Here is a 24,184-nt window from a genome sequence, read left to right on the forward strand (position 1 = left end):
CTCACCGTGTCCCCTGAAAAGAAACGACATCCCGTGCTTGATGTTGCCGCCGGGATTATTGTCAAGAATGGCTGTGTCCTCGCTGCCCGCAGGAGGCCGGGGTTACATTTGGCCGGATACTGGGAATTTCCGGGTGGCAAGGTCGAACCTGGAGAAACTCCCCAGCAATGCCTGCGCCGGGAACTGTTGGAGGAATTTGGCATTTATTGCGAGGTTAGCGCCTTTCTTGGTGAATCTATTCACGATTACGGTAGTAAGGTGGTCCGTCTTCTTGGCTTTCTCACGGTTCATACGGGTGGGACATTTCTCCTCCGTGACCACGATCAAATCATTTGGCTGTCTCCGGAGGAGTTGCCTCACTTGTGTTGGGCGCCAGCGGATATTCCTTTGGTGAAATTGTTGATCAAGCAGCTCGCCAAGGAGGCCCTGGGTCATGCTCGGGATTAAGAACGAAACAGCTGTAAGGAAATTTCCCGCGTATTATCCCGACTGTTTGCATGGCGGTTGGGTTGATTTGCGTAATATATTGAAATTAAACACTATTAATCTATGAAAGGAGGCGCGCTAGGTAGAAATACCTAGATAAAAAACAGGTATATCCGACAATTGTATTTTTCGCTGAAGAGGCTAGAAATACAGCTAGATTTTGGTCCTTTTGAGAAAATATCTGCATGGCTTCTGCCTTTGTAAAACGGCAACGGTGATCGCGAATTGTTCTCTTCTGTTAAAGGGCTTCCCACGAACTATAGGGATGGGGAAACTAGCAACAAACTTGACATAAGGGTCGGATTACAATGAATAAGGGTGACTTGATTACAACAATTGCAGAAGTCCGGGGTATGCCGAGACTTCAGGCGCAACGCGCCCTGGACAGGGTGCTGGCAAAGATGGCGGATGCCATGGAAAATGGAGAGAGGGTGACCTTGATTGGCTTTGGGTCTTTTAAAGTCGTGGCAAGGGCAGCACACAAAGGAAGGAATCCCCAGACAGGACAAAGCATTGTCATTCCTTCGCACAAAGTCGTAAAGTTCAAACCGGCGAAGACGCTCTCAGGTAAGGTGCGTTAGGGGGCTTACGCCGAATATCCGCTAAGTTTGGCAGCAGAGGTGCAAAACAGCTTGACCGGCAGTGGCTATTTGCGATGAGGTTGTTGTTGGGCTGCCAGACGAATTTTCCATATTACCAGCCCACCGACCACCATCGCTCCGCTTAAGAATTGTCCCATGGTAAACAGGCCGAAGAAGTAGCCTACCTGTTGATCGGGTTCTCGGAAGTTTTCGACGACTATACGCAGACAGCCATATCCTGAGAGAAAGAGCGCAAAGATAGTGCCGTGCGGCCAGAATTTGTTCGGCATCCACGGCCGTTTGCGGCTGGCGTAGAGCAGGATGAAGAGCACCAGGCCCTCCAGGAGGGATTCGTAAAGCTGCGAGGGATGCCTGGGCAAGGGTCCGCCATCCGGAAAGACTATGCCCCATGGTACGTTGGTGACCCGTCCATACAGCTCACCATTAATAAAATTACCGATCCTGCCCAGCCCTAGGCCAATTGGCAAGGTTGCCGCGTAAAGATCCGCCGCTGGCCAAAAGTCGATGCGCTTTTTCCGGCAAAACAGCCAGCCGGCGATGATGAGTGCGAGACAGGCGCCATGGAAGGACATCCCCCCGCTCCAAGTGGCCGGGATTTCAGCGGGATGGGCGAGATAATACGAGAAATTATAAAACAGTACGTAGCCCAGCCGGCCGCCAATAACCACGGCGAGAATGAGGACCATATTGAGATTCTCGAAGTGTTCTTCGAGCTGTCGAAACTTTACCTCCCGTATCTGCTTTTGCACCAGATAGTAGCTGGCCATAAAACCCAGGACGTACATCAGGCCGTACCAGCGGACATGAAGAGGGCCAAGGCTGAAAATTATCGGGTCAATTTGCGGGAACGTAAAGAGTTGCATGATTTCTGTTTGCTGGCCGTTACGGCAGTTTTGCCAATTTCTTCAGATGGACTTGCAGCACCGCGATGGCAGCCGGGGTGATCCCCGAGATCCTCGATGCCTGACCAAGAGAAAGGGGTTGTATCTTGGTCAGCTTCTCGACCACCTCGTTGGATAGTCCCGAAAGGGAGCGATAATCAATTCCCTTGGGAAGCAAAACCGATTCCATTTTTTTAAAACGGGCAACCTGCTCATCCTGACGGTCGAGATATCCCTTAAATTTCACTTGTAATTCAATTTCCTCTTTGACCCCTTCGGCAAGGACTCCGGCAAGGGCCTGTTGGTCGCTGGCCTCTAGCGGCAGGGACGAAAACGAGTCAATAGACAATTCCGGTCTGCGCAACAGATCGGCAAGTGAGCATTTTTGCTTGATAGTGCTGCTGCCAAGGGCACCAAGGGATTCATTTGTCTCCGGGCTTGGCTTTACTGCTATTGTTTCAAGGGTATCTTTGCCGGCCTGTATCGCCTGTTGTTTTACAAGGAATTGTTGAAAGGCAGGTTCCTTCACCAGGCCAATGTCGTAGCCAATGGCGGTCAACCTGGCATCGGCGTTGTCCTCGCGGAGCAGCAGACGGTATTCCGCTCGGGAGGTGAAGAGCCGATACGGTTCCTTGGTGCCGCAGGTGACCAGGTCGTCGATGAGGACGCCGATATATGCTTGAGAACGATCAAGAATCAATGGATCGAGCTGTCTGCTGAGGCGGGCGGCATTGATACCGGCGATAAGGCCCTGGGCGGCGGCCTCTTCGTAACCCGATGTCCCATTGATCTGGCCGGCCAGGAACAGGCCGCGCACTTGCTTGGTTTCGAGGGACGGGTGCAGGCCTAACGGATCGATATAATCATATTCAATGGCGTATCCCGGTCTGATGATCTGGGCCTTCTCCAGTCCTTTAATAGAGTGGATCATCGCCGTCTGGGTGGCAAGCGGCAGACTGGTCGGTAGTCCATTCGGGTAAACCTCAACGGTGTCAAGGCCTTCCGGTTCGAGGAAAATCTGATGCCGGTCCTTTTCCGGGAAGCGCATGACCTTATCCTCGACCGAAGGGCAGTATCGTGCGCCAATACCTTTGATTATTCCAGCGTACATCGGCGATTTGTCGATACCTGCCCGGATGACCGCATGGGTGTTCTCGTTGGTGTAGGTGATGTAACAAGGGAGCTGCGGTAAGGTGTAGCCACCCTTTGAGGAATAGGAAAAATGCGCCGGAGGATAATCGCTGCGCTGGATCTCCAGTTCGCTGTAGTCGATTGAGTGCGAGGCAAGTCTTGGTACCGTTCCGGTCTTCATCCGGCCAACGGCAAAACCGTTATCCTTAAACCAGTCGGAGAGGCGTTTAGCCGGAGCATCACCGAGGCGCCCGGCCGGAAAATTCTTCAGTCCGATATGAACCAGTCCGTTGAGGAAGGTTCCCGTTGCCACGACAACGGCCTTGGTGCGGATCTCCTCGTCAAGGGAGGTGACAACCCCGGCGATTTGGCCATTATGAACGATGAGTCCATCGACCACGGTCTGCTTGACGGTGAGGTTTTCCTGGTTTTCCACCACCGATTTCATACGCAGCCGGTACAACAGCCGGTCGGCCTGGGCTCGGGAAGAGCGTACTGCCGGACCTTTGCTGGTATTCAGCCGCCGGAATTGAATGGAGGTGGCATCGATATTTTTGGCCATTTCACCGCCAAGGGCGTCAATCTCTCTTACTAAATGCCCTTTGGCCAGGCCGCCGATGGCGGGATTACAGGACATGGCACCGATAGTATCGGCATTGATAACCGTAAGGAGGGTTTTACAGCCCATTCTCGCCGATGCCAGTGCCGCCTCGCAACCGGCATGTCCGGCACCGATAACCACTACATCGTATTCTTCATTCATAATCTGTCCGTTATAGCTGCTTCTTTTGGCCACCAGATTACTGCCCAGCGCGGTGGGGTTTTACGACGTATCGTTAACTGGTGCTTGTCTCTTGTGATGATCTGGTTTTGTAAATATCTTTCAAGAGCGAGTGTTTCTGCAGGAGTGATATCGCTGAACATCCAGCTATATGACTTGACAGCCTCCTCCATGCTCGCGAAGGTGGTTTCCCGGTCGAGGGTTAAAATCGAGATATTTGGATGAATATTCATTGAATACAACATGTTGACCGTATAGATATAATCAGGTCCAGCAGCAAAAGGGCGGCCGATTGCAGCAAAGGCCTCCACATCAAAGGGAGTTGCCCCGATCCGGTCGCTGAGAAAGACATATTTGGTGGCGTAGGCATCAATCTTTGTAAGTGCAGCCTGCAGGTCCTTGACGGCGAGCGCCCTGGAGGCGATGGCAATATCATGGGGGGCGATCCCTCTAGCCTGCCAGTCATCTTCCCATGCGCAATGAACGGTGCGGATATTGGTGATTTTTTCTGCTGATGCCTGTTCAGCAAGAGCGTCAAGCATGCCCTGGGAGAAATCGATGGCGGTCACCGACCGTACCTTGTGCGCAATGGGGACGGCGAGGGTGCCTGAGCCCGATCCGACATCAAGAACGGACATAGTTGAATCAAGAGGCAGAAGGGCTAAAAAAAGGTCAATATAGGTCGCACTTTTATTCCGTGCGGCAAAAGAAGCCGCCTTGGCGTCCCACTCTTTCGGGCCTTTATTCACCCAGCCTTTTTTTTCGAAGGCATTGGCTCGTAGACCTGCCCAATCAATATCGGCATACGTTGGCAGAGGAGATTCGGGCATACAGGACCAAACCGGTGAAGGACCTTATAAGAAATAATCGGGACATGAACGGGAGGCATGAAAAACGCCAATTTTTGCAGGCAGGAGCATAGCACAGCTGCAGTTCTTCCGCAAGATATGGCGGGGAGCAAGGACAAAAATGTTTGACACCGGGAAGCATGTATGGTTAATATTCTCGTTTTGTAATTTGTCGTTCCGCTCATGGCCGTGCTGCCGAGGCGGGAAATAGATGGTTCGAAGAGCGGCCGCCAAGCCTATGTGGTGCGGTGATTTTTTCGATCGTAGAAGCATAAAACATCATGGTTTAGCCATGCCATACCGATGAGGAAGTAAAAATGAGCAAGCGAACATTTCAGCCAAGTAATCTCAAGCGTAAACGTACCCACGGCTTCCGTGAGAGAATGAGCACCAAGGGAGGCCGGGCGGTTTTGCAGGCTCGCCGGGCAAGAGGACGCAAAAGGCTTTCGGCGTAACCTTTGGCCGGTAAACGACTCAGCAAAGACGCCCTGTTGCGAAAAGGGTGGGAGTTTGAGCACGTTTATAGCCGGGGGAAGCGTTTGCACGGTGATGGTTTTACCCTGATCTGTTCGCCGAACACACTCGGAGCGAGCAGGTTAGGGATAAGTGTTCATCGAAATATTCGTGGAGCGGTGAAGAGAAACCGCCTGAAACGAATAATTCGGGAGTCATTCAGGCTTTGGCGGGAACAGTATCCGGGTGGTTTTGATATAGTTTTTGCCGTCCGGCCTGATTTTTTCTTTCCACATCCTCAGGATATCAGCACGGCGGTGTTTCCTCTTGCGTGCCGCATTGGTTGTTCCCGGGAAGCATGAAAAGATGAGAAGCGACTTCCTTAAAGCAGTTTTTATTGGGCTCGTGCGGGGGTATAAATACTTTCTTTCACCCTTCCTGCCGCCAAGCTGCCGTTTTTTCCCCACATGTTCCACGTATACAATTCAGGCAATTGAAAAATATGGCGCCATTCGAGGAAGTTACCTCGGCCTTCGTCGTATCCTTCGCTGCCATCCATTTTCTCGAGGTGGCTATGATCCGGTACAGTAGGCGGGGCATTTGCCGGATCTTCCTGTTAATCGACACATCCCCCCTTGGTGTTGACATAATTCACGGTACCTATCATGGATAACTATAGAGCCTTTCTAGCGATTATTATTTCTTTTGTTATTCTCGTTGGTTATCAATATTTTTTTGCTGGTTTTGATAAGCCGGCAAGTGTTGATCAACCGGCTCCACAGCAGGCAGGTGAGCCGCTCAAGCCGAGTGCCGTGCAGCAAACTGCGCAATCTGCTGCGCCAGTGGCACCGGTTGTCGCTCCAGCATCTCCAGCACCTCCAGCGCCGGTTTATGATCGGAAGCCAAAGGAGATCACCATAGAAACTGAGCTGTATACCGCGATTATCTCTGAAGATGGCGGGGCACTCAGAAGTTTTATTCTGAAGGAACACAAAGAGACCCAGGCTAAAGATTCACCGGGAATGCAGTTGGTGAAAACCGAGGCAAGCCAGGGAGCACCTCTGCAATTTTCCTGGGGGAGCGTTGTTGGCACCCAGGTTCTTTACGACAGCGACAAAGAAAACATCAAACTTACTGGTGATGCAGCAAAAACCGACTTGCGGATGGTTGCCCAGGCTGCCAACGGTCTGACTGTTGAGAGAATTTTTAGTTTTACCAACGATAACTACCTGATCGGGTTAACAGTTAAAGTGAAAAATGCCTCTGCGACCATGGTCCAGGGGATGCCGCAGATGCATCTCGTCAACAAGCATTTCCTGGGAGTCGACAGCCCTGCTGAGAGTTTCTTGTTTGCCGGGCCAGCGGCCTATGTCAACGGTACTCTCGAAGAAAATGCTGCCGATAAATTCAAGGATGGTCCCTTGACCCTTACCGGTACGATCGACTGGGCGGGGTACGAGGGCAATTATTTTCTCTGCGGCCTCGTTCCGCTTGAAGGTTCGGGTGTTTCCTTTTCCATGCAGGGCAACAATGATTTAACAAAAATGGTGCTTGCCGGAAGTCTCGATACCCTGCAGCCCGGTGCCGAAAAAGAGTACAAATATAATGTCTTTTACGGGCCGAAGAAGCTGACGATGCTTAAAGAAATCGGCTACAATCTTGATAAATCAATCAATTTCGGATGGTTTGATGTTATAGCCAAGCCAACTCTCTGGTTGCTCAATTGGTTTTATACCTACTTTCACAATTACGGCATAGCGATCATTTTAGTCACAATACTCTTCAAGGCGGTCTTCTGGCCGATATCCCAGAAGGGTATGAAGTCGATGAAGAATATGCAGAAATTGCAGCCGAAGATGGTCAAGATCAAGGAAAAGTACAAAGGTGATCCGGCCAAGATGAACCAGGAGGTGATGAACCTATACAAAACCTACAAGGTGAATCCTCTTGGTGGTTGTCTGCCGATGGTTTTGCAGATTCCGGTATTTTTTGCTCTATACAAGGTCTTGCTGATGGGGATTGAGTTGCGCCATGCCCCGTTTATGCTGTGGATAACCGACCTTTCTGCTCCGGACCGGTTATGGATTGGATTCGATATTCCGTATTTAGGTGGATTGCCGGTGTTGACCCTGCTTATGGGCGCATCAATGTTTTTCCAGCAAAAACTCACACCTACCACGGCCGACCCGGCACAAGCCAAGATAATGATGTTTCTGCCGGTGATATTCACCTTCATGTTTCTCAATTTTGCTTCCGGTCTTGTATTGTATTGGTTTGTTAACAACCTCCTGTCTATCTTGCAACAGGTGCTGATCAACCGCGATTCGCAGAAAGCTACGCAGGTCGCCTGAATGATACAAGCCACGACGCAACATTCAAAGCGTGGATAGCACCGAGATATTTTTGAAAAAGGTAACTCAATGTCTGTAGACAAAAACGATTATTACGGCAAGGATGTCGCTGAGGCGATTAAAAAGGCCTGTGAGGAACTTGGTGTTCCTCAAGAAAATCTTGATATCGAGGTTGTGGAAACTGGTTCTACCGGAATATTTGGTCTGATTCGCAAAAAAGCACGTATTAGGGCTGGGATAAAAATCGCGGCCGATGAGCAGACCGCGTATATTGAACCTGATTCCGTAGCCGGCAGTGAGGAAGAGACTACAGAACCACTGATGGAAGAGACCAATCCGGTTGAGGTGCCAGCGAGTTCGGCGACTGTCACCGATGACGACGAAGAAGAGGACGAAGAGATCCTCGGCGAAGCAGAACAGGAAGACGACGCCAGCCCGGAAAGTGTTGAGATCGTCCGGGCGGAATTGTTACAGATTATTGAGCTCATGGGCTTTCCTTCGGCCATTGAGGTGGAAACAGCAGGCCTGGCAGTCACCTGTACCCTGCGTGGTGACTTTGAAGAAAATCTTGCCGGTCCTGAAGGCAAGGTACTCGACAGCCTGCAGTATATTCTGCGCAAGATTGTCAGCCGCAAGGTGCCTGAGCGGCTGAGAATTACCATTAATGTTGGGACATTCCGGGAAAAAAGACTTGAAGAACTGAAAATCAAGGCAGCCGAACTGGCCAGCCTCGTCAAATTAGACGGTAAAACCCAGGTACTGCCGGGCTTGAACCCCTCCGAGCGCAGGGTTATTCACATGTTCTTTCAAGAAGATAAGGAGATCCGCAGCCGGTCGGTGGGTGACGGGTTATTCAAAAAGATCCTCATCTATAAACCCGGTAAAGGCAATCGCCCAGGCGGCCGCAAACGCCCCCAGGGAAAGGGCCGACAAGGAAAGAATGGTTCGAAGCAAAACCGCGAATCGTGATCGTTCCACCAAGAGCAGCATGTCCGGGAGTATGAAGTGAATCTTCCAGCCAGTGATGCAACTATTGCCGCCATCTCCACCCCGCCGGGTGCGGGCGGCATCGGCATAATTCGTATAAGCGGTAAACAATCGCTTCCTCTTCTGCAAAAGATTTTTACACCAAAGGACTCGGGCTGTTCTTATACCAGCCACCGGTTGTATTATGGTCATGTCCGCCAGCCGGAAGATGGTAAAATCCTCGATGAAGTCTTGGCCGTGTATATGGCCGCCCCCCACACCTATACCAGAGAAGATGTTGTCGAAATTCACTGTCACGGCAGCTTTCTTGTCCTGAATACTGTTCTGCAACTCATCTTGGCAAGTGGTGCCACTCTTGCTAGCCCCGGCGAGTTTACTAAACGGGCCTTTCTCAATGGCCGGCTGGATCTGACTCAGGCCGAGGCGGTTATCGATATTCTCGCGGCAAAAACCAGAAAAGGTATTGATCTGGCTCAGGAACAGCTGTCAGGAGGACTTTACCGACAGATCGATCCGATCCGCCAAAGCCTTGTGCGCATGCGGGCCCTGGTCGAGGTGGCAATCGACTTTCCTGACGAGGATGTGGAGATTGTTGATCGCCCTCTCCTGATTGAATCATTGCAGGCTGAAGTCGGTAGCCGACTGAAAGGCCTGGTGGGCAATGCTGAGAGGGGCAGGGTCTACCGCGAGGGAGTTGCTATCGTCATCGCCGGTCTGCCGAACGTCGGCAAATCAAGCCTTCTCAATGCCATACTGCAGGAAGACCGGGCGCTTGTCACCGCGATTCCCGGCACGACAAGGGATTCTATTGAAGAAATTATCGACATCTTCGGTGTGCCGGTGAAGATTATCGATACCGCCGGAATTCGCGACAATGCCGGTGATGTGGAGGTCCTCGGCATCCAAAGGGCGAGAGAACTCATTAATAAGGCCGATCTGGTTGTCTTTCTCCTTGACGGTTCACGGCCTGTTGCCGATGGTGACCTGCAGTTGTACGAACAGATTCGTCACAAACCCGTCCTGCCTGTGCTGAATAAAACCGATATCTGTGGTGAGAATATGCCCGACCTTTCTTCGCTCAGCGGTATCGGTCATTGTGTCCCAATTTCGGCAAAAAAACAGTCGGGTATAGAGGAGTTGAAGAAAGCCCTCTTCGCAGCCATTACCTCAGGCAGTGAGCAGTGGGAGGAAGGCGGCTGTGCGCCTAATTTCCGGCACAAACAGGCATTGCTTGCAGCTCTTGATTCATACGAGCGGGTGCTGGTTTCCCTGCAAGTTGGGCTTACCAACGATCTTATTGCCGTCGATCTCAAGGAGTGCCTGGATGCCCTCGCGGAAATCGTCGGAGAAACTACCACCGAGGACATCCTCGACGTCATCTTTGCCCAATTCTGTTTGGGGAAATAATCCGCGGATCATGCCGGTCTGACAAGGCCCTGCTTGAAAGCGAAGGGTCTCTGGTAGAAAAAGGCTCCCGGCCCATATGGCCAGGAACCTTATACCATCCTACTGTTTCCAGCTCTTCAGCGCCGCCTTTGCCTCTTCCCGCTCTTTGAAAGCAATATCACTGGCAAGAACCTGCTCCAATAGATCCATAGCCTGCTGTTTCTCACCTTGGGCATATTGGGCGAGGGCGAGATGATAGCGGATTGCCGGATCATCGGGGTGAGTCTCCAGGGCTTGCTTGAATTGGGTTATAGCCAGGCCATAGGAGTTTCGTTTGTAATGCACCCATCCAAGAGTATCTGCAATGTTCGACTGATCGGGCAGGGCCTGTTTCGCCTGCATCGCCAGCCGCAGTGCCTCACCTAGATCGCCATTCGCCTCCGAGGCTATCAGCCAGGCGAGGTTGTTGGCCGCCGCCGGAAGATTTGGCTGGAGTTCCAAGGCTCGTTGATATTTTGCTTTGGCATCGGCGTATCGCTCAAGGCTTTCATAGGCAGTGGCAAGCCCCATGAGGGCTGAAACAGAGTTTGGCTGGTTTTGTAAAAGTTCATTGAATTGGGCGATTGTTTCTTCTGTCTTGCCCATTGCGTGGAGCAGCTGGGCGCGCAGGATGTAGCCCTGCGGGTTTTCCGGGCTGAGTTCTTGCGCCTTTTCAAAAGCCTGCAGGGCCTCGTTGAGATTTTTATTCTTCCTGTAGAGATCACCGAGGAGGAGGTAGTGGCCGCCGGCCGGATGGCTGTTTATATGATTCTTGACGAAGGCTATAGCTTTGTTGAGGTCGTTGCCGGTTGTTAAAGCGGCTAGGATACCAAGTGCTCGCGGATTATCCGGAACGAGGGCAAGCAGAGAGGTAAAGGTCTGTTTGGCTTTTTCGGTATTCTTCATACCGAGATAAGCCATGCCGCTGGTCCCGAGCAGTTCGGCATCGGCAGCAACCACCTTGGAATCGATGGACTCAACAACTTTTATAGCTTTTTCAAACTCTTTCCCCTGGACGAAAGACTGCACCAGGATCTTCACGGCGATAAAGTTGCGCGGATTAATGCGCAGTGCGGTGGTGGCCTCTTTGCCGGCATCGGCGCTGCTGCCCTTGACCAGATGGATTTGAGCGGCGAGGGTGTGGTAACGATCGTTTGCCGGATTGTTTTGCAAAGCGAGTTCAATGGCATTTTGCGCCAACTCTATTTTCCCGATACGCAAGTGAGTCAGGGCTGAGAAATAAAACGGGTCTGCCCATTTGGGGTAATCGGTCATAAGGGGGGTAAGGACTTGGATTGCCTCTTCGTTTTTCCCATCCTTGATGAGAAAGCGTGCTTTAAGCAGGTTAGCCCCGCCATTGGCCGGGTTGGATGCCAGTATGGCGTCGATTATCGCCTTAGCTTCAGTGAACTTCTGCAAATCGAATTGCAACTCGGCTAGGCTTACCTGAATTGGCAGTTCTTTTGAAAATGCGGCAACCGCGTCTTTCAGGCATTGTTCGGCCTTGTCGAACTGCTGGGTGTTTTTGTAAAACTCGGCGAGGGTCAAGCGAAGCTGTGCCGATTCCTTCTGCAGCTCGATTGCCTGCAAAATGGCCTTTTCAGCCTTTTCCAGGTCACCGGATTTTTGATACATCCCAGCCAGTAAAAGGTGCAGTTGGGCATTTTCCGGAAACTTCGCTTGCATCGTTGCCAGGAGTTGCTGGGCGGCCGGTTGATCCTTGCGCTGCTCGTGGAGCATCAAAAGGGTCTGATAATTGCTGAAATTATCAGGACTGAGTTCTATGGCCCTGTTAAACTCCTTTCCGGCCTCGTCCCATTTTTGTTCCGCCGCCAGGATGCGTCCCTTGATATTATGTAATTTGTCGCTTTCCTGGGTATTTTTCAGGGCCTTGTCGATGGCCTCATTGGCCTTCGCAACATTGCCGTCGATCAATTCGAGATTAGCGAGAAGGGCAAGGGCATCACGGTATTCGGGATCGGAGGCCAGCACCTGTTCGACATACTTGCGGCTTTCAACCTTGTTGCGGGACAGGAAGTAGAATTCAGCGACCTTTACCGCTGCATCGAAATTTTTCGGATCAAGGCTTGCGGTCCGCTGCAACTCGGCAAAGGCCGTCCGGGCATCGCCGCTCTTGAGGTGTAGTAACCCGAGCTGGTATCTGGCGTCGGCGAATTTGCCATCGAGCTGAATGGCATTTTTTAGCTCGATAATAGCCGCCTTATCGTCAGCCTTCTTGATGTATTCGAGGGCCTTTAAATAATGCTTTTCCTTTTTCTGGTTGTCATCGGAGCAGGCAGGTACTGAACAGAAAAAGATCAGTAAGAATACGATATTAAAAAGACGGTTGGAAATCATGGGGGACCTTATGAAAGGAGAGGATGGGAAATAAGTTCAACAGTAATGTCAAGCCGCGACAAATTGAGGTCAGTGAAGGCACTCTAGACAGAAAACCATAAAGGCAAGTATCCTTCTTGAAGAATAAAGTTAAATAGACTGCTGATAGTCTATATAAAATTACGAAGATTTCCTATTCATTTTTCCCACGTTCTCCATAAACAGTTTATGGGTACAGCGAAGGTAACCAAGTTTGTGGCTGGTCGATCGGATTGCCCAAAATGGCTTAGTAGTGGCAAACTTGCAGTGATAGGGATATGTGTTATAGTCAAGGCCGTAAACACTAAAGAAGACTAATTCATGTGGATGAAACTTCAGACGATATTATTCGAATGCGCAAGGTAAAAATGGGGTAGCTTGTCTCCCGCGCCACACGAATACTATTGCTAGGTGGCTTTAAAAAGCGAGGGATTATTTTCCTGGCGAAGAAGAGGAGATTTCCTCTCATGGCCGAAATGAGGGTTTAATATGAAAAATAGAGAGTTGTCTGAGAAAGAGTTAGATCAAATTACCCACGAGATCGGGGTGTGGGTAAGGCTTCAGTCAAAAGAGTTAAAAGATAAAGTTAAGGAAAACTTACAGCAGGAACTTCAGGCTGTACGGAATCGCCAACTTACCCTGCGTACGAGCAGGACATGAAAAAGCCAAAACTCATCGTTATTGCGGGTCCCAATGGATCGGGCAAAGGAGTGCGGTTTCTTTATACGTTTTTTCTTCATCGGCACCGACGACCCGGAAATTAATGCCGCCCATGTGGCAAGGAGAGTTATGGCCGGTGGCCACGATGTTCCAATAAGCAAGATTATTTCCAGATATTATAGATCAATGGCTAATTGTGCATTTGGGCTTACACTAGCTGATCGTGGCTATGTTTATGACAATTCAGTCAATGATGAGGAATTGAAGAAATTGTTCCGAACCAAAAACGGCGAGGTATTTAAGTGCTACCCGGATTGTATTCGGCATGAGTGGGCAACTATGATTCGAGATACATTGTGTTAGATGGCTGATGACTGTGCTCTATGGAGAAGCAATGAATACACTGGCAAAAGTACAGAGTAATTGAATAGTTCGATACCTAGTTGAGGGGATATATGCCGATATCTAAGATTTTGTTACTCTGGGTGGCTCTTGCCGTCTCTTCTGTTGACTTCGCTTGGGCGGCCCAGTCGACGGCGGATGTTCCGGTCACCGAGAAGTCCATGGCCGATGCCCGTGAGAAGGTGCTGGGCAAATCCTCGTCGCTGCCTTCTGAAGAACAATATGTCATAGGCCACGGGGATGTGCTGTACGTCCAGATTTATGGTGAGGGAGATATGGCCCCCTTTGCTGTTCCTGCCGGAACAGCAGGCAAGGGCGAGCAGAATGAAGATTCTCCAAGGGCCGGTGCCTCGGGGGTGCAGGTGCGGATTGACGGCCGGATTTCGCTCAAGCATATCGGCGATGTTGACGCCGTCGGCTTTACCCCGACCCAGCTGGCTGACTACCTGAAAGAGCTGTATACATCCGTGTTTTCTGATCCTATCGTGTCCGTGGTACTGGTACAAGGGAACAGCAAGCGGTACACGGTCATGGGTAAGGTTGCTAAACCAGGGGTGTACTTTCTTGACTATCCAATAAACATCGTGCAGGTCATTGCCCGGTGCGGCGGCTTCAGCGAGTGGGCGAAAAAGGACATAACCCTGGTGCGCAAGGGGCCGAAAAAGAATAAGCAGCTCTTCAAGGGAAACACCCTCAACTTTGATTACGGGGATTTACTTGAAGGTGAGGATCTCGACAAGAACCTGCCCATTGAAGCCGACGATATCATAATCGTCGATTAGTCAGAGAGACTATGCAAGAAGGTGCGTCGTCACGAGGATCGGTGGGCCATCTCTCCGCCGTCTTTACATCTTGCCTTGCTACCGGGATTGTTATGTGGGCGTCTCTGACCTTGGCCCGGGACATAAAGGTGAGCGGTGGTTTGACGACCAGCTATGAATACAGTGACCGGCAGTATGATAAAGAAGATGGAAGTGACACCGAGGAATCCACGGGCGAGCGGGCATCAAGCACCACCGCCGCAAATTCCGCAGGCGACTATAACCGCTTGCGGATGTCGCCGATGATAGCCGTGTCATCGGTCTCGGCTCGCGATGATCTTGTCTTGCGCTATCTGCCGAGCTTTCGTTACGACATGGCAAACTATGACCATGATATCGACCACGATCTGACGGCGACACTCAAACGGGCAATAAGCTCCAACTGGGCGCTCAAGCTCAATGAACGCTATCTTTTGACCGACAAGACCGCTGATGCTACTGCAACTGCGGTAGCCGATGATACCGCGCGACTCTCCGACACCGCTGAGCGCCGACGCTACTGGACCAACGACCTTGGGTTTGTTTCTGATTATACCTATGGGCAGGACCGCCTTCTGTCCCTTGGCTATTCCCTCGGTAACCTCCGGCACATTGATGCCGACCCAGACGGCAATCTGGAGGATTATGATCGTCATGCCGCCACGCTGACGGCTGGCCATCGCTTCGATGCCGTGTGGGCTGTCAATGTTGCGGGGGGCTATGTCCGCGGCCTGTATGACGCTATTCGGCAAGATACTGAGCAAGAAGAGGCCGTTGAAGCGCTGCAGGACCGCAATCTGCATGAGTATCATGGCTCAATGGTTGTTGATTCCCGCATCATCGACCATCACCCTTTGAGCCTTACCTATAACTACCTTGGGGTAGTTTATGACGCCGCCGATCGTGACAACCTCGCCCTGCATGACCTGACCGGTGGCTGGCAATGGGATATTGCTAAGAATTTCACCCTGAACCTTGGTACTGGGCCATCCGTGCAGGTGACCGAGGGCCAGAGCGGGGAATGGGGCTACAATGCCAACGCCAAGGTGAAGTACGCCCTGGAACGGGGCGCCTTCCTCCTCAGTGCCAATCGTGGTTTTGAGGTGCAGAACTTTACGGGTGCCGAAGAGAGCGGAAGGCGGGAATTCTGGCAATCGCGCTTTGACTTCAATTACCAAGTATTGCAGAATGTCCAGTTTGCTCTGTTTACCCTCTATCGCAACGAGGACCTGGAGGAGGTTACCGCCCAATATCTCGCCGAGGGCCAGTCCGAGGCTTCTTCCGGGGAGGAAAACAGCATCGTCACCGAGACCGATACCATCAAACGCCGGCGTCTGAGTACCGGATCCAGCCTGGGATACAGGTTCGCTCAGTGGTATACAATGAAATTAACCTATGACTATTTGCGCCAGGACTCGGACAAGGAGAACGACAGTTTTGATGAACACCGGCTTATACTGTCTCTGGCTGCTGAGATGGAGCTGTTTACCTGGTGAACCACCGCATTGTTCAGGGGACGACTACCTTACGGCTTGGCATGAGGTGAATACAACATAAAAATGCTGGACAACAAACAAGCATGACAAACAACATCAGAGTATTCGCCATCTTGGCGCTGTTTGCGGCTACCTGGTTTATGCTGCGGACGACCTCGGCAGTGACGCCGGTGCCGATCAAGAAAAGTCTCGCCAACTTTCCCCATCAGGTCGGGGAATACCATCTTGCCAAGACCTTTCAGTCTTCCGCCGAAGTGCTCAACATGCTGGGAGTGGACGATTACCTGCAATACAACTATGTCGATGATGCCGGCTCGCGGATAAACCTCTATGTCGGGTACTATACGGCAGTCGGGGTCAGTGGGGCGTATCACTCCCCGAAGAACTGCCTGCCCGGCGGCGGCTGGGGTATCGACGGGGTGAAAAATGTTGAACTGGCGGCCGGAGGCAAAGGCGAAGGCAGGGCTACCGTTTCGCAGATGCTTATCAGAAATGGCGGAGAGTATCAGATTGTCATGTATTGGTACCAGAACCGGGGACGGATAATCGCCTCGGAATACTGGGAGAAGATCTATCTGGTTCTTGATGCGATGCTTCTGCAGCGCAGGGACGGCACCTTCGTGCGGATCATGTCGACGGTACCGGATAAACAGATCGAAGCGACAGAGGCCCGATTAAAGCAATTTGCCGAGAAGACCATGGCGCTTCTCGAAGAGCATCTGCCGGGGAGACAGCTATGAGCGAGTCGCAATCTGCGTGGGGAAGACGGGAAACCCTTTCCTGCCTGATCATACTGGCTGCCCTGCTGGCCCTGTATTTCCCCTTCTTGAAAAAATTGGCGGTTGACTGGGGAACAAACGACGACTACTCCCATGGGTATTTCATCCCTGTTCTGACCGGATATTTTATATACACATTGCGCGATGAGCTTCGCCGCCTGGTCATTAAACCGAATACCTACGGTCTGCTTGCTGTCGTTGCCGGGCTCTGCCAATTGATCGTTGCCAAAATCGGCTCCGAGTATTTCCTGCAAAGGACCTCGCTGATAATAGTACTCCTCGGGCTGGTGCTCTTTTTCCTCGGATACCAGTATCTGAAGATGCTCTTTCTCCCGGTCGCCTACCTCATCTTTATGGTGCCTCTGCCGGTAATTATCTGGAACAAGTTGGCTTTCCCCATGCAGCTCTTTGCCTCGGCTATCACCGAAAAGGTTGTTTACCTGCTGGGTATCCCCATCTACCGTGAGGGCAATGTCCTTCACCTCGCCCAAACCACCCTTGAGGTTGTCGCCGCCTGTTCTGGACTGAGGTCCCTCGTTACCCTGTTTGCCTTGAGCGGCGCCTTGGCGATCCTCTCAGCCTTGCCTAAATCAAAAAAGCTTATTCTCTTTTTAGCCGCAGCCCCCATTGCCATCTTTGCCAATATCTGTAGACTGACATTTACGGCGATCCTGGCAACGAAGATTGGCTCGGATGCCGCCCAGGGTTTTCTCCATGAGTTTTCCGGGATGGTGGTGTTTTTTCTTGGGTTGGGAATGTTGGTGGCCGTTAACGCTGTGCTTGGCAAAAAAAGACCTCAAGTGCAGTGAAAACCCCGGTCGAAAGTAGCTGTTGCATCTTCTTCGAAACAGCTTCGAGTTCGTTCGAGAGCAATGGTGGCTTTGCTGCTTCATTATTTAGTCTTAATTAAGTCACTATAATGAAAAAACGTTTTGTTCTTGGCATTTGCGGTGGGTCCGGGTCTGGAAAAACATATATTGTAAATAAAATTGTACAGCAGCTTCCCCATGGAAGCGTTTCAGTCCTTGATCAAGATTCTTATTACAAGGATCTTTCAGATTTACCGGAAAACGTGAGAGAGTTGGTAGACTTTGATTTGCCTGACTCAATAGAGATCGACTTGTTTGCCAGGGATCTTAACAGCCTGGCGACTGGCTATCCTATTCAAAAGCCACAGTATGATTTTACCACTCACACAAGAAAGCATAGGACTGTACCAGTCGCATCATCGCCCATAATCATCATTGAAGGTCTTCATGTCTTGTATCACGAGCAATTGCTCGAAGTTATTGATCACAAAGTCTATCTGGATGTGGATATGGACATTCGTTTTATACGCAGGCTGGTTCGCGATGTAAGAGAACGTGGCCGCAGCGTAGATGGTGTCGTCCGGCAATATCTAGACTCAGTACGACCGATGGATGTTCGGTATGTCCAACCAAGCAAAGAAAAATCGCACATGACGATTACAGAAGAAAATTTTGATAGCATGTTCTTGGGGCTGATGGAGCTGCTGCTAGGAAAGTTGAAGGTAATCATATGACCAAATCCAGCCGTTTTGTATTCCCCATATTGCTTGCAGCATTTTTCTTAGTATGCGTTTTGAGAAATTCATACTGCTGGCCGATAGATTCGAATATGAAGGAGAAGACCGCTTCTAATAGGTCAATAATTCAGAAAAGTTTGAAAGTCCAAGCCTGGAAAGGCAAGGGCGGCGGTGGAGCAACCAGTGAATTTGAAAAATTAACATCTGACCAGGTTTTGTTTGCTGAAAGCACTGAAGATGATTCGCAAACTGTTATCGTGACCGACAAAATTGATTTTCAGCTCCGATCGCAACACTACTATGCCCTCAAGGTCGAAGTTCTTTCCAGCTCTGTTGAAAACTATTTTGACTTTATTACTGCCTTACGCCTTGGCAGTAATAAAGATGTTCATCAGCAGTACACAGGAGGGACAGAAAATTGGGAAACACTGACACTGCTCATTAATCCGTTGGAGGATGAAACTCCGAAATACATAGCGCTTAGATTGAATGGAAAGGGGAAGATCTACGCAAAACCCTTCTATTTAACTGAATTAACGAAAGAGGAGTTTGAACAGAGTAAGGGATTGTTGGCCGATCAAATTAAAAATCGCGGCTCAAAACGTTTGGAGAAGGTCTTCTTACCGTATGTGCCCTCCCTGCCTCTGCCGGAAGACGATGCACCTCTCCAGTTCAGGATTTGGGGGATGCAGGAGGATCAGTTCCCTCCTCCGCCAATTGGCTGGCGGCAGGTACCGATGGAGCGAGCGGAAATCGAACATTCGTTGGTTCCCCGCCTTAAAGACACAGGCTATCTTCTTTACACAAGACCAGCTGTAACTCCGGTCTATCTCGAGTCGGTACCCAAAGAAAAGGAGTTGATAACCAACCTCAATGTTCAGGCTACGCCAGGGGAATACGAACCGGTGACATTTTCGGTTTATGCCGCCAAGGACTTAGAAGGGATTCGGGTTAGCATAACTGATCTCAAGTCAGCTGATGGCGAGGTCATTGATAAAAAAAACGTTGATATCCGAACGGTAAATTTTATCCGCAAAATCAAAAATAAAGAAAAGAAAACCTATTATATGATGCCACTTACTCTCGGTAAGGGGCCGGATTGGATAGGCGAAAAAACCTCACGCCGATATTGGCTGACTGTCTATGTGCCACCGACCGCAAGAGCGGCATCATATCGTGGAGCAATTCATTTTGAAGGAAAGAATTTCCAAAAGGCAACAATACCGGTTGCAATGGATGTCATGCCTTTCACTCTCCTTGACCCTCCTGTCGTTCGTTTTATGTGGAGTGCACCCAGTGCCATTACTGAGGCAAACGAGCTCAAGATGTACCAGGACCTTGCCGAGCATGGGATGACGTCTATGTTGATCCACGGTGAAGTGAAAACAAGAGATCAACATGTAGGCCCTGAAGATATTGATCATATTATCAAGAATATTGAGAAGCATCTCGGGTATTATCACAGAGTGGGTTTTAGGGACAATCCAATCGGCGGAATTACTGGTCACCAGATTACCCATTACTGGGACAAGGACATTAAATGGTTCAAGTATTGGCCTATCACTCGGGAGTTGGATGACGAATTTCTAGAAACATATAGAAAGGTATATATTGATAACCAATCAAGCAGTAAATGGCCGGAATTTTATCATTATATTGCTGATGAGCCTGGGGGCATGAGGCCCGAAAACATTGACCCGACGGCGCATTATCTTGAAATCTTCAAAAAAAAATATCCTGCTCTTAAAACCTTTGTCACTATTGGAGGAGGACTGAAACGTGGTTATGACGAGGTCGGTAAGCTCACCCCAAACCTTGATGTAACCTGCACAAATTATTTCACCAAGGAGGTTGTAGGTAGGATCGAAAAGTATAAATCTGACTACTGGGTTTATAATGGTGCGTCACTCAATGAACAGCCCATTAAAGAGAGATTTTTTTATGGTTGGTACTTCTGGAAGACTGGCGCAAAAGGTGGTGGGCAGTGGGTCTATAGCTGGCGAGGAAACCCGTTTTCTCAACCGTTCAGGGATGAGCGACAGGACTACGCACTTGAAACAAAAACAGGATTTTTACCGACAGTCGGTTTGGAAATGATTCGCGAAGGAATCGACGACTATAGGTATATTTATACTCTTTCTTCCCTGCTTATTTTTACGGAAAAAACAAAAAATAGCATTGTATTTCAGAAAGTTAAGAAAAAACAAGATGAAACAGTCGAAAAAATCAACCTGAATTTTCTACGTGGTACAGATGTGCCAGAGAGCAATTCCGTAGGTGTTTCTCCTGAAGAACTTGTGATGTTCAGAAATGAAACGATCAATTCAATTCTTACGTTGATCAATGAACAAAAGAGCGCGTTGTCTGAAATTCGAAAAATGAATAGTGCCCAACAGTTAGATATTTTAAGAAAACTTTCTGAAAGAGATTGGTTTCTTCCACCTAAATCCCAAAAAAATTCACCAGATTTGCTGGAAAATATCCGATGGGGGGGGGCTTTAAGTGAATGGAAACCGCAGTTTTGGAAAGGGAGTGGAAAAAGTGAATACAACGAGAAGAACTACCAACAAAGAAAGGTTTTCAAGTTAATTATTACCAGCGATGGTAAAGACGACAATGGGGCTATCTTTTTAAGTAAACCGAATATTATACTCAAGGGAAGAACTAAGTATCGGCTCTCTGCCTGGCTGAAAACAGATGAGGTGTCTCGCAACGCTATGCTTTATGCAGCGGTCCGAAATGGGGGGGTAGCAGATGTTATGAGTGAAAAAATGAGCGGGACATCAGATTGGAAGTATGTGTGGCTTGAATTTGAACCGGATGAAGATTGCCGGGCAGAATACTTTGCTATGCGTCTCTGGGGAAGTGGGGTTGTATATGTCGATAGAATCATGTTGCAGGAAATTTAAGGTTATTAAACTGTATGTTGTACTAGCAAGTTAAGTTAAGATTTAGGATGAAACAGTGGATAATAAAAGTTCCTACCAAATAATTAGCATGCCAAAGGTGACTGTTGTAACACCATCTTTCAATCAAGGGCATTTTATTGAGGACACTATCTTAAGCATAAAAAATCAAAATTATCCCAACATCGAACATCTTATCATTGATGGTGGGTCAAACGACGACACGCTAAATGTGATTAAAAAATATGAAAAGACATATAACATGCGGTGGATATCAGAGCCAGATGAAGGCCAGTCAAACGCTATTAACAAAGGAATTAGGATGGCTGATGGCCAAATTATCGGATGGCTAAATTCTGATGATGTTTATTTTAGTTCGGAAACGATATCGTATGTAGTACAACAGTTTGCAAACTATGAGAATGCACGAGTGATATTTGGTGATGATGTGCTGATTGATAAGAATAAAAATTTTTTGTTTAAAAGGACAATGAGAGATTTTGATTATCAAATAATGCTCAAGAAAAATATTATTTCTCAACCAGCAACCTTTTTTCTAAAAGAAGTAGTTGTAGACAATTTATTGGATGAAAAGTTGCATTTTGCAATGGATTATGAGCTCTGGCTTAGGTTGTACAATCGAGGATATAAGTTCATTTATGTGAACAAAATATTAGCAAGCAACAGAATTCACGGGCAAAGAAAGATGATAGTTGGGAAATCTGAGGCTGAATTGGAGGTAAAAAGAATTCTTGAAAATATTCAAGCTATAAAGTCGAGAAATAACACAATCACTGGCAAAATAATAAATAAAATTAACCATTTATTTTGCCGTTTGCTAGGCGTTAAAGCCTTGTGTCTGCTCAAGTTTAGCGATGATTCAATAACTGGTATGAAGCCTGAAAAGTTGAATGTGCTGTTACGTGAACAATTATTTATGACGAGCTATAGAAAAATTTTAAAAGACTAACTATTCTTAATTCCATCAAATACTTCATCTAATGTATGCTTATTTGTTTCTTATATTCCTTATACCATATCAAACACATTCAATATTTTCATCCAACATTTTGGGGCTGTCAGTTATTAAATTGGTTGGAATCTGTGCATTGATTGCTGCTTTTTTTTATGAACAACCCAATGGAGAAAAAATAAAACTGTTCGCGTCTCCAATTGCTAAGTCATTTGGCTTATATTGCCTAATGGCGTTTATTGACTGGCTTGGAAAAGGAGGCGGAGTAGTTGGGCCAGCACATCAATCTTTCCTTTCATTTTTCCTGTTTTTCTATGCGACAATGAAACTGGTGAATACTAGGGAGAAAATTGATCAGGTTATTTGGGCGCTAGTGGTTAGCATGTTTCTCGGCTCGATATATATAATCAAAGAATATTTGACTTACAGGGAAGTAATGGGAGCAGGATTTAGAACGTTTGGTGCAACATTTGGAGATCCAAATTACTATGCTCTCTCTGCAATTCTTGTTGTTCCATTTATCTATTACTTATTTAAATTAATAGGAGGAAAACTTCTAAAGGCAGCACTTGTTGTTATGATGATTATATTTTTTATCGGTCTTCTTGTTACCCAATCACGAGGGGCACTTGTTGGCTTATTGATGATGTTGTTTGTTGGTTCAATTATTTCAAATAGAAAAATTAAAACGCTTGTGGTTGTCTCAATTATTGTTTGTATAGGCATTTTCGCTATGCCGGATAATTTAAAAAAAAGAATCACGGAAACTAAAGTTTCAGAAGAAAAGGCGGTAAGCGGCGATGAAGCATCTACAACCAGACGTTGGCATCTGTTTCTTGCTGGAATAGAAATGATTAAGGACAAACCATTAACAGGTGTTGGCCTTGGAAAATTCAAAGATAATTCTATGGATTATTATCCAAAACTAGGGCACCCTGGAATAGCTCACAGTACTTATATTGAAATTATGGCAGAAATGGGGGTACCTTCAATACTTTTCTTTTTATCTGTCCTTGTATTTACCTTTCGAGAATTATTCTTTTTAAGAAAAATTTATAACCTAGATGAAAGGGGATTTTTTCTAGCTAATACATTAATTGTCACGTTAACAGGATTTTTATTTTCCTGTGCTTTTTTAAGCGGAGAATACACTAAAATATTTTGGATTCTTATTTTCCTGACAATTCGAATGACAGAGAGTCAACAAAATTAGTCAACCCTTTTTGAGGTTGGTTGTTTGAAAAATAATTCTAATATGAAACCTATAAAAGTACTTGCGACCAACTCAAAAAACAATTGTTCTTACTGGAAGGAAAATGTTTGCTTATATGAAGAATACCTGAAAGATCTTTCCCCGAGGTGGCGAACAAAAAAAGCTGATTCAATATTGTTTAATATAAAATGGGCGATTAAACTTTTTCGAAAGAGTAGAGAATATGATGTAATTGTAACAAATGCAGAAAAATGTTTTTTATTGTTTTCGATATTTCAGTTGGTCTTCAGAAGAAATCCCAAACATCACATTTTGTTGTTCGCATTATGGAATATTTCGGACAAGGGATTTAGGAAATACATTCAATTATTCAAGTATAAGATTATTTTGAAAGCAATTTCAAAAGTAATTGTTTTTAGTTATAAACAACAAGCTCTCCATGCTAATGCATTCAATGAATCCCAAAATAAGTTTCCTGTTGTTTATTACCATTTAACTCTGCCATTTTATCCATCAGAGTTGTGTACTGGTGACTATTTATTTTCTGGCGGTGATACGGGAAGAGACTACAAAACGCTGATAGAAGCTGTTCGGGGACTTTCTTGTAAGGTTGTCATTGCTGCACTGCAACGATATCATTTTGACGGCATTGATATCCCTGGCAATGTAATTATAACTACGGTTAACTCCGAAGAGTTTATTAGATTACTAGCAGGGTGCAAGGCAATGATTTTGCCACTATTTGGAAGAAAACTACAAGCGGGAGGACAACAAACTTTTTTAAACGCAATGGCTCTGGGTAAGACAGTAATTGTGGCAGATGATAACGGTGCGGATGAATATATAAATAATGGAGTTGATGGAATAATTATTCAACCTGAGAATGTGAGTGAAATGAGGGTAGCGATTAGTTCAGTAATGAATAATTTTGAATTCTGTAAAACGATTGGAATAAATGCAAAAATAAAAGCACAGATGTATCCGGTTGATAGGTTCTCAAGAGATGTCTACTCAATATCACGTGATTTAATTCTCGATTCTGATAATAAACAGGACTTTTGTAATTAATCTCTTTTAAATTGCTTAAT

General features: G+C 47.7%; 22 protein-coding genes. 18 read left to right on the top strand and 4 right to left on the bottom strand.

All coding sequences use genetic code 11. The features are described from left to right. Positions 1-33: 33 nt before the first annotated feature. Together OEL83_02485 and OEL83_02490 are read left to right on the top strand one after the other, a co-directional pair. Positions 34-447, top strand: a complete 414-nt coding sequence (locus tag OEL83_02485) for a (deoxy)nucleoside triphosphate pyrophosphohydrolase (protein MDK9705895.1) — start codon at positions 34-36, stop codon at positions 445-447. 347 nt (positions 448-794) lie between these two features. Continuing rightward, the gene (locus OEL83_02490) at positions 795-1,067 is read left to right on the top strand and encodes an HU family DNA-binding protein (protein MDK9705896.1); all 273 of its coding nucleotides are present in this window, start codon (positions 795-797) and stop codon (positions 1,065-1,067) included. Positions 1,068-1,132: 65 nt separating this feature from the next. Here the strand turns inward: OEL83_02490 and lgt are convergent, their stop codons facing one another. Genes lgt through OEL83_02505 form a run of 3 tightly spaced genes read right to left on the bottom strand, consistent with a single transcriptional unit; the run spans position 1,133 to position 4,711 of the window. Further along, positions 1,133-1,951: a prolipoprotein diacylglyceryl transferase gene (lgt, locus tag OEL83_02495; GenBank protein ID MDK9705897.1), complete on the bottom strand. Its 819-nt coding sequence runs from the start codon at positions 1,949-1,951 to the stop codon at positions 1,133-1,135. 19 nt (positions 1,952-1,970) lie between these two features. Then, the gene (mnmG, locus tag OEL83_02500; GenBank protein MDK9705898.1) at positions 1,971-3,863 is read right to left on the bottom strand and encodes a tRNA uridine-5-carboxymethylaminomethyl(34) synthesis enzyme MnmG; all 1,893 of its coding nucleotides are present in this window, start codon (positions 3,861-3,863) and stop codon (positions 1,971-1,973) included. Beyond that, positions 3,860-4,711: a class I SAM-dependent methyltransferase gene (locus OEL83_02505; GenBank protein MDK9705899.1), complete on the bottom strand. Its 852-nt coding sequence runs from the start codon at positions 4,709-4,711 to the stop codon at positions 3,860-3,862. Before OEL83_02505 ends, mnmG begins: the two co-directional genes overlap by 4 nt. Before the next feature lie 335 nt (positions 4,712-5,046). On the opposite strand from OEL83_02505, the gene rpmH reads away from it, so the two are divergent. The 6 genes from rpmH (at position 5,047) to mnmE (ending at position 9,927) form a co-directional block, all read left to right on the top strand. Further along, entirely contained in the window at positions 5,047-5,184 is a 138-nt protein-coding gene (gene rpmH, locus OEL83_02510; protein MDK9705900.1) for a 50S ribosomal protein L34, read from the top strand. A gap of 3 nt (positions 5,185-5,187) precedes the next feature. Then, on the top strand, positions 5,188-5,544 hold the full coding sequence (gene rnpA, locus OEL83_02515) for a ribonuclease P protein component (GenBank protein ID MDK9705901.1): 357 nt from the start codon (positions 5,188-5,190) through the stop codon (positions 5,542-5,544). Between the two features lie 4 nt (positions 5,545-5,548). Then, positions 5,549-5,773, top strand: coding sequence for a membrane protein insertion efficiency factor YidD (yidD, locus tag OEL83_02520; protein ID MDK9705902.1), 225 nt, complete (start codon positions 5,549-5,551; stop codon positions 5,771-5,773). A 74-nt stretch (positions 5,774-5,847) separates the two neighbouring features. Next, positions 5,848-7,533, top strand: a complete 1,686-nt coding sequence (gene yidC / locus OEL83_02525; protein ID MDK9705903.1) for a membrane protein insertase YidC — start codon at positions 5,848-5,850, stop codon at positions 7,531-7,533. Positions 7,534-7,602: 69 nt separating this feature from the next. Beyond that, positions 7,603-8,502 (top strand): Jag N-terminal domain-containing protein, encoded by a 900-nt coding sequence (locus tag OEL83_02530; protein ID MDK9705904.1) that lies wholly within the window; start codon positions 7,603-7,605, stop codon positions 8,500-8,502. A gap of 36 nt (positions 8,503-8,538) precedes the next feature. Continuing rightward, positions 8,539-9,927 (top strand): tRNA uridine-5-carboxymethylaminomethyl(34) synthesis GTPase MnmE, encoded by a 1,389-nt coding sequence (gene mnmE, locus OEL83_02535; protein ID MDK9705905.1) that lies wholly within the window; start codon positions 8,539-8,541, stop codon positions 9,925-9,927. Between the two features lie 99 nt (positions 9,928-10,026). Here mnmE and OEL83_02540 read toward each other — a convergent pair whose 3' ends face one another. Further along, positions 10,027-12,303 (bottom strand): tetratricopeptide repeat protein, encoded by a 2,277-nt coding sequence (locus tag OEL83_02540; GenBank protein ID MDK9705906.1) that lies wholly within the window; start codon positions 12,301-12,303, stop codon positions 10,027-10,029. A gap of 507 nt (positions 12,304-12,810) precedes the next feature. Between OEL83_02540 and OEL83_02545 the strand changes: the two genes are divergently transcribed. The 10 genes from OEL83_02545 to OEL83_02590 all read left to right on the top strand — a co-directional run bounded on the left by OEL83_02545 (position 12,811) and on the right by OEL83_02590 (position 24,164). Further along, positions 12,811-12,981, top strand: coding sequence for a hypothetical protein (locus OEL83_02545; GenBank protein ID MDK9705907.1), 171 nt, complete (start codon positions 12,811-12,813; stop codon positions 12,979-12,981). Positions 12,982-13,436: 455 nt separating this feature from the next. Then, on the top strand, positions 13,437-14,165 hold the full coding sequence (locus OEL83_02550; protein MDK9705908.1) for a polysaccharide biosynthesis/export family protein: 729 nt from the start codon (positions 13,437-13,439) through the stop codon (positions 14,163-14,165). Positions 14,166-14,176: 11 nt separating this feature from the next. After that, positions 14,177-15,679: a hypothetical protein gene (locus OEL83_02555; GenBank protein MDK9705909.1), complete on the top strand. Its 1,503-nt coding sequence runs from the start codon at positions 14,177-14,179 to the stop codon at positions 15,677-15,679. Positions 15,680-15,762: 83 nt separating this feature from the next. After that, positions 15,763-16,419, top strand: coding sequence for an EpsI family protein (locus OEL83_02560; protein MDK9705910.1), 657 nt, complete (start codon positions 15,763-15,765; stop codon positions 16,417-16,419). Then, positions 16,416-17,267, top strand: a complete 852-nt coding sequence (locus OEL83_02565; GenBank protein ID MDK9705911.1) for an exosortase/archaeosortase family protein — start codon at positions 16,416-16,418, stop codon at positions 17,265-17,267. The genes OEL83_02560 and OEL83_02565 overlap by 4 nt, the downstream gene beginning before the upstream one ends. A gap of 110 nt (positions 17,268-17,377) precedes the next feature. After that, entirely contained in the window at positions 17,378-18,001 is a 624-nt protein-coding gene (gene udk / locus OEL83_02570; protein ID MDK9705912.1) for a uridine kinase, read from the top strand. Further along, on the top strand, positions 17,998-20,913 hold the full coding sequence (locus tag OEL83_02575) for a DUF6067 family protein (protein ID MDK9705913.1): 2,916 nt from the start codon (positions 17,998-18,000) through the stop codon (positions 20,911-20,913). The genes udk and OEL83_02575 overlap by 4 nt, the downstream gene beginning before the upstream one ends. Before the next feature lie 55 nt (positions 20,914-20,968). Continuing rightward, on the top strand, positions 20,969-21,880 hold the full coding sequence (locus tag OEL83_02580; GenBank protein MDK9705914.1) for a glycosyltransferase: 912 nt from the start codon (positions 20,969-20,971) through the stop codon (positions 21,878-21,880). A gap of 139 nt (positions 21,881-22,019) precedes the next feature. Continuing rightward, positions 22,020-23,096, top strand: a complete 1,077-nt coding sequence (locus tag OEL83_02585) for an O-antigen ligase family protein (GenBank protein MDK9705915.1) — start codon at positions 22,020-22,022, stop codon at positions 23,094-23,096. A 24-nt stretch (positions 23,097-23,120) separates the two neighbouring features. After that, complete coding sequence (locus OEL83_02590; GenBank protein MDK9705916.1) at positions 23,121-24,164, top strand: glycosyltransferase; 1,044 nt, start codon at positions 23,121-23,123, stop codon at positions 24,162-24,164. Positions 24,165-24,184 lie beyond the last annotated feature (20 nt).

It is taken from the genome of Desulforhopalus sp. (assembly GCA_030247675.1).
Classification (GTDB): domain Bacteria; phylum Desulfobacterota; class Desulfobulbia; order Desulfobulbales; family Desulfocapsaceae; genus Desulforhopalus_A.